Genomic DNA, 6,000 nt, shown 5'->3' with positions numbered 1-6,000 from the left:
CCAAGGAACGCGATATCGACCGCCGCACGTACCCGGCGACACTCAGCACGAGGATCTTGACACCCGCCCCCAGCCCTTAACCGAACGGCATTGCGACTAACGGGCAAACATTCCTCAGGGAGACTCGGAGGATGATTGAAGTAATTCAAATGTCGTGGCTGACTACTCCGGCGGTGGTCGGGCCACGCGTGCGAAACCAGATTCTGGAGTGTTGGCGGGACGTGTCCAACGACGGCCGTGCGGTGGGCCTTCCCTTCCCGCCGGTTTCTGATGAGCACGTCCTGCCTTCGATTGACGCTATGGTTCGGGCCTTGGACTCGGAAGTGAATCGCATCCTGATCGCCACGATGGATGGCGAGCTGGCCGGTTGGCTGCTCTTGGCCGGCAATTCAAGTGAGCTAACAGCTCATTGGGCGCGGGTTCTTCGGTGCAGACAGCCATGGCCTTCCGAAACTGCGGCGTCGGGCGTGCGTTCATGGAGGAGGTGTCCAGGGCAGCGACCGAGGATCTCGCATTGGAACAGCTGCGCCTCGAAGTGCGGGCGGGTATGGGTCTCGAGGGGTTCTGCCAGTCGTGCGGGTGGTGCGAAGTCGGACGATGGCCAGAAGCCCTTCGGTTTGCCGGAGGCGATAGAGACGAAGTGCTTATGGCGCTGGCCTTGAAGCGCAACGCTGGACATGTCGGCACGATTCTGCCGCGCCGAGGAATCGAGCCGCCGTCGCCGGGCCGACTCCCTCAGCCACACTGGCCAAGCCTTGAATGAGACCAGTGGAACATGGTCCTTGGAAGGTCGTCGTTCCCCGGGTACTGGTCAAAGTAAGAGCACGCGCGGGCTGACATGTAGCCCGTTTCGTCGATGGCGAAGTGGCCGATCAGCTGCATGCCGCGGTCAGCTGCCTCCGATTCCAGTGCGCGCGCCTCGACCATGATGGGGTCCGAGCAGTGGTACTCGCTGAACCTGCCAGGGTGGGCGATGGCAAAGTACCTGGTGTATTCCGCATCCAGCGCCACCAGGACTGCATCGCGGAAGGGAGCCAGTGAGCCCGAGAAGTCTTCTGCTACGACGTCGACGCTGCTCAGCCGCATTTCTGCGTCTACGCAGATCAGCACAAGCCTCGGCATAAGTTTGCCGCCCTGGACGATGAACGGGCGGGCGAGTATCTCGAAGTCAAAACCTGCTTGAATGATCATGTCCTGATCCTAGGAACCCCGCCGGCGGGGTTCCAGAGCCGGCAGCGGCTATGTGGACAACGGGCCGGGGAGCGCCTCAGGCCCGGGCGATCACCTCGCCGTTGGGAATCAGGAACCAGCCGTCGTCCGTGGAGCCCCAGCGGTGCCAGCCGGCGGAAATCCGGGCCAGGTCGGCGGCGTTGGCGAAGCCGTACTCGAGGGCCTCGTCCGCGAAGGCCGAATGCAGCACCCGTTCGCCCCACACCCGGGCCTGCCACCGCCGCTGCTGCCCGGTGGCATAGAGCCAGTTGCTGCTCGAAGGGGCGACGTCGGTGAACCCGGCGGACTGTGCCCACGAGACCAGGCGGCGGCCTGCATCGGGCTCGGCCCCGTTGCGGCGGGCGATCCGCTGGTAAAGCTCCATCCATTCGTCCAGCTCGGGGATGGCCGGAAACCAGCTCATGCCGTGGAAGTCGGCGTCGCGCGCAGCCACGATTCCGCCGGGCCGGGCGACGCGGCGCATCTCCCGCAGGGCAGCAACCGGGTCCGTGAGGTGCTGCAGCACCTGGTGGGCATGCACGACGTCGAACGTCTCATCCTCGAAGTCGAGGTCGTAGATGTTGCCGGCGAGGAACTCGGCGTTCGGCACGCCGCGTCCGGCCGCGAGGGCAGTCGCCTGGCCGATGATCCCGGGGGAGCGGTCCAGCCCCGAGACTTTCCCGGGGGCGACGAGCCCGGCGAAATCACACGTGATGCTGCCCGGACCGCAGCCGACGTCGAGCACCGAAACCCCGGTGGTGAGGTACGGGATCACAAACGCCGCGGAGTTCTCCGCCGTCCGGGAGGCGTGCGCGCGGACCACCGACTCGTGGTGGCCGTGGCTGTACACATCTTCGGGCTGCTGCGCACTCATGGTGAAACGCTACCGCCCGGCCCGGCGAACCGACAGCTATGGCGAGTCTATTGGGGGCGGCGCGTCCGGCGGCGCGTCATGTACCGCCGCCTGGGCTGCCTCCTCCGCTGCGCTGATGGTCGCCTCGGTCATGGCGGTCATGAAGCGGGTGGCAATCTCAAGCTCCTCGGGTGTGAACCCTGCCATCGCGGCCCCCATGTGGCGGGCCAGCGGGAAGAACATGGCGCCGCCGTCGCGGAAGGCCTTCGGCGTCATGTGCAATTGGACCTGCCTGCGGTCGGACCCCTTGCGTTCACGGAGAACATGCCCGGAGCTGTGCAGCCGGTCGATCAGGGCGGTGGTCGCAGGAGAGCTGAGGTTCAGCTCCTTCCGGAGCACGCCGGGGGTGACAATCTTGTTCCCGGCGGCGTACTTCATGATCACAGCTAGGGCATTGAGATCGGTCCGGTGCATGTCGTTGCGGCCGCCGGCGGAATCCACGTAGCGGTTGGCTTCGAGGGTGAATTCCTGGAGGATCCGCACCAGCGGTGGGTGACCGGCGGGGCCGGGGCGCCCGGATGCTTCAGCTGACACTCGGACTCCTTTCCTTCCCTGGACCACCGGCCTACTGAAAACTACCCGCAACTACCGGACGCGCCGGCGTAACCGGCGCTTTCCGGAGTTTACTGCAGCACCTGGCTCAAATGGAGCCGGGGCGGTCCCGAAACACTTCCGGAAAATTAAGCACATCCGGGTTATCTCCATTGTCGAGATAGTCTATGATGGACTCAATTCTACCCCTCCGAGGCAAGTACCAGAAGGAACCATGAACAAGACCTCCAGCACCACCGCCCGCGTCCCGTTCTGGCTGCGCTGGCTGGTTCCCGTCTTACTGGTGGTGACCTGGCTGGCCATAGCCGGTATCGGCGGGCCTACCTTCGGCCGGCTGGAAGAGGTCTCCTCCAACGACCAGGCGTCGTTCTTGCCCGCCGGGGCAGAAGCCACTGCGGCTCAGGAGTGGCAGGCCAAATTCCGGGACTCCAAGGAGATCCCGGCTGTCATTGTGATCGAGAGCGGTTCCGCCTTTACGCCAGCCCAACTCGGCGAAGCTGCCGCGCTCAAAGGCAAGCTGGAGGCTTTGAAAGCCGGCAGTACCGTGATCGGCCCCATCCCCTCGGAGGATTCGAAAGCGGTCCAGTTTGTGGTGCCCATCGACTCCTCCGGTGAGGTCAAGGAGGTTGTCAAGGAGCTCCGCGACGAGGTGGCGGCCTCCGCGCCGGAGGGAATGCAGACCTACGTGACCGGCCCGGCCGGGCTGACGGCTGACCTGGTCAGCGCCTTCGCCGGCATAGACGGGATTCTGCTGCTGGTGGCGCTCGGTGCGGTGTTCCTGATCCTGCTGGTGGTCTATCGCTCGCTGCTGCTGCCGATCGCCGTGCTGTTCACCTCCGTCTTTGCCCTGTGTGCCGCTATCCTGCTGGTGTTCGGCATGGCGAAGCTCGGCTGGATCCAGCTCAACGGCCAAAGCCAGGGAATCCTTTCGATCCTGGTCATCGGGGCGGCAACCGACTACGCCTTGCTGTATGTGGCGCGGTTCCGCGAGGCCCTGACGCACACCACCAACCGGACAACCGCCGCGATGACCGCCTGGAAGGGATCCTGGGAGCCCATCCTGGCCTCCGGCGCCACGGTCATCATTGCCCTGCTCTGCCTGCTGTTTTCCGACCTCAACTCCAACAAGGCACTCGGCCCCGTGGCGGCTGCCGGCATACTGTGCTCGCTTTTTGCGGCTCTGACCCTGTTGCCTGCCATGATGGCGCTGCTGGGCCGCGTCGCATTCTGGCCGTTCCGCCCCAAGCTCCTCCCCGAAACGGAACGCGAACCTGAACTGGTCACCGGCCTGGAGGGCCAGAAGGGCCTGTGGCACGCCACGGGCTCCCTTGTTGCACGCCGGCCCCGCACGGTCTGGGTGGCTTCAGTGCTCCTGCTCCTGGTGGCCTCGGGCGGCGTCCTCCAGCTCAGGGCCAACGGCGTCCCGCAAACGGACGTTATCCTGACAGCCTCCAATGCCGTCGATGGCCAGGACGCGCTGGCACGGCACTTTGACGCCGGGTCAGGCAGCCCCGCCGTGATCGTCGCGGATGAGACGAAAGCCCGGGAGGTGCTGGACGCGGTCAAGGCAAGCGACGGCGTCGGGGATGCCTTCCTGCTGGCCGACGGCGGCGCCCCTATCGTCACCGGTGCAGCGTCCGCCCCGGGCGCTCCGGGTGCCCCGGGTAGCCCGGGTGCTCCGACGACCCCGGGTGTGCGGGACGGCAAAGTGCTGATCAACGCGACGCTGAACTCCGCCGCGGACTCCAACGAGGCGGAAAACGTTGTCGTGTCCCTCCGGCAGGAGCTGAAGAAGGTCGACGCCGGCGCCCTCGTGGGCGGCGTGACCGCCACGGCGCTGGACACCAACACCACCGCCCAGCGCGACCTGGTGACCATCATTCCGGTGGTCCTTGCCGTGATCCTGGTGATCCTGATGCTGCTGCTTCGCTCCGTGCTGGCCCCGGTCCTGCTGGTCGCCTCGGTGGTCCTCTCCTACGGTGCGGCCATGGGTGTCTCCGCAGTGGTCTTCAACAACTTCTTCGGCTTCCCGGGAGCGGACGCCACGGTGCCACTCTTCGGCTTCGTCTTCCTTGTGGCGCTCGGCGTGGACTACAACATCTTCCTGATGAGCCGGGTCCGGGAGGAATCCCTGAAGCACGGCACCCGGCCCGGCATCCTGCGCGGCCTGGGCGTCACCGGCGGCGTCATCACCTCCGCCGGAGTGGTCCTCGCGGCGACCTTCGCGGCCCTGGGCGTCATTCCGATCATGTTCCTGGTGCAGTTGGCCTTCATTGTGGCCTTCGGCGTTTTGCTGGACACCGTGCTGGTCCGCTCCCTGCTGGTGCCGGCCCTGGCTTACGACATCGGCCCGCGGCTGTGGTGGCCGAGCAAGCTGGGCCTTCCGGAGACAGATGCCCGTGCCCGCGCCGTGCCTGCCGCCGCCGGGGCGCCGGAATCCGCGGACGCCGGAATCCGCTAAGCAGGACCCCCCAAGCCGCAGCCGCCGTCACCGTCCCTGGTCCCCCACCAGGCCGCGGTGGCTGCGGCTGCTTCCTTGAGCGGCGCCGGTTTCAGTGCCCGGGCTGCCCCGCCGGCGTGCGACTCCGTCACGAGCGGCGCTTTCCCTGCGCGCCGCCGTCGTCATCCCGCGCGGGGAGCGCCCATTTGACGCAAACGGCCGCTACGGGGATCAACAGTGCGGCCATTTGTGGCGAATGGACGAAGGAAGGCCGCCGCCATCCGGCATCGGCAGTGAGTGTCCCACCCCCTGTTGCCTCCCAGCGGGGCTGGATAGACTGCGACTGCGTCCGCACGGGCGCGCCCGATGCTTCCAGGGAGGATCCATCCATGTCCGAAAACAGAGAGTCCGATCGAACGGCAGCCCACGTTGTAGGTGCGGAGGCTGAACCCAAAGAGGCCGGACCCAGCGAGACTGTACCCAAAGAGGCCGCAACCGAAGTGGCCGAGGGGCAGTATGTCGCTGGCGACTACGGCTCAGCGGGCGCCACCGGCGAGAATCCTGCTACCGCAGAGGAGGGCGAATACCCGGCGGGTGACTACGGCGCCGCGGGCGTGGCCGGCGGGACCGCCGTCGGCGATGCTGAAGGCGACTACCCCGAAGGTGACTACGGCAAAGCCGGCGCCGTCGGCGAGACCGCGGGGGGCGGGACGCCTGCCGCCGTCGAGGAGGGCGAGTACAAGGAAGGCGACTACGGCGCGGCGGGAACTGCCGGTGAAGCGCCCCGCGGGGACCGCTAGGCGGGGACTTCGCGCACAGCGAAACTGTCGCATGTGACGGCGCCTCCGCGCCCAATTGCGGGGAAGCTGGCCTGCCGAGATGCCTT

Annotated in this window: 5 protein-coding genes; 2 read left to right on the top strand and 3 right to left on the bottom strand. The window is 66.6% G+C overall.

What is annotated here, in order from left to right; genetic code table 11:
• Positions 1–735: 735 nt before the first annotated feature.
• From RCH07_RS05070 to RCH07_RS05060, 3 genes are all read right to left on the bottom strand, one after another.
• A complete protein-coding gene (locus tag RCH07_RS05070; RefSeq protein WP_326966382.1) occupies positions 736–1,191 on the bottom strand; it encodes a hypothetical protein in 456 nt (151 codons plus the stop codon).
• Between the two features lie 76 nt (positions 1,192–1,267).
• Entirely contained in the window at positions 1,268–2,083 is an 816-nt protein-coding gene (locus tag RCH07_RS05065; RefSeq protein ID WP_326966381.1) for a methyltransferase domain-containing protein, read from the bottom strand.
• A 36-nt stretch (positions 2,084–2,119) separates the two neighbouring features.
• Positions 2,120–2,656: a MarR family winged helix-turn-helix transcriptional regulator gene (locus RCH07_RS05060; protein ID WP_326966380.1), complete on the bottom strand. Its 537-nt coding sequence runs from the start codon at positions 2,654–2,656 to the stop codon at positions 2,120–2,122.
• Positions 2,657–2,888: 232 nt separating this feature from the next.
• Between RCH07_RS05060 and RCH07_RS05055 the strand changes: the two genes are divergently transcribed.
• Positions 2,889–5,135 carry an MMPL family transporter gene (locus RCH07_RS05055; RefSeq protein WP_326966379.1) on the top strand — a complete coding sequence of 749 codons (2,247 nt, stop codon included), beginning with the start codon at positions 2,889–2,891 and terminating at the stop codon, positions 5,133–5,135.
• 368 nt (positions 5,136–5,503) lie between these two features.
• Positions 5,504–5,914 (top strand): hypothetical protein, encoded by a 411-nt coding sequence (locus RCH07_RS05050; RefSeq protein ID WP_326966378.1) that lies wholly within the window; start codon positions 5,504–5,506, stop codon positions 5,912–5,914.
• Positions 5,915–6,000: the final 86 nt, after the last annotated feature.

Origin of the sequence: Arthrobacter sp. CG_A4 (assembly GCF_035985125.1) — a bacterium.
Classification (GTDB): Bacteria; Actinomycetota; Actinomycetes; order Actinomycetales; family Micrococcaceae; genus Arthrobacter.
The sequence above is the reverse complement of the archived record's forward strand: the minus strand, read 5'-3'. Positions and strand labels throughout refer to the sequence as shown.

What these genes read in the sequence shown, in the direction of transcription:
- RCH07_RS05055 (WP_326966379.1), top strand. Translation starts at nt 2,889, where the DNA reads ATGAACAAGACCTCCAGCACCACCGCCCGCGTCCCGTTCTGGCTGCGC.
- RCH07_RS05070 (WP_326966382.1), bottom strand. Translation starts at nt 1,191, where the DNA reads ATGATCATTCAAGCAGGTTTTGACTTCGAGATACTCGCCCGCCCGTTC.
- RCH07_RS05065 (WP_326966381.1), bottom strand. Translation starts at nt 2,083, where the DNA reads ATGAGTGCGCAGCAGCCCGAAGATGTGTACAGCCACGGCCACCACGAG.
- RCH07_RS05050 (WP_326966378.1), top strand. Translation starts at nt 5,504, where the DNA reads ATGTCCGAAAACAGAGAGTCCGATCGAACGGCAGCCCACGTTGTAGGT.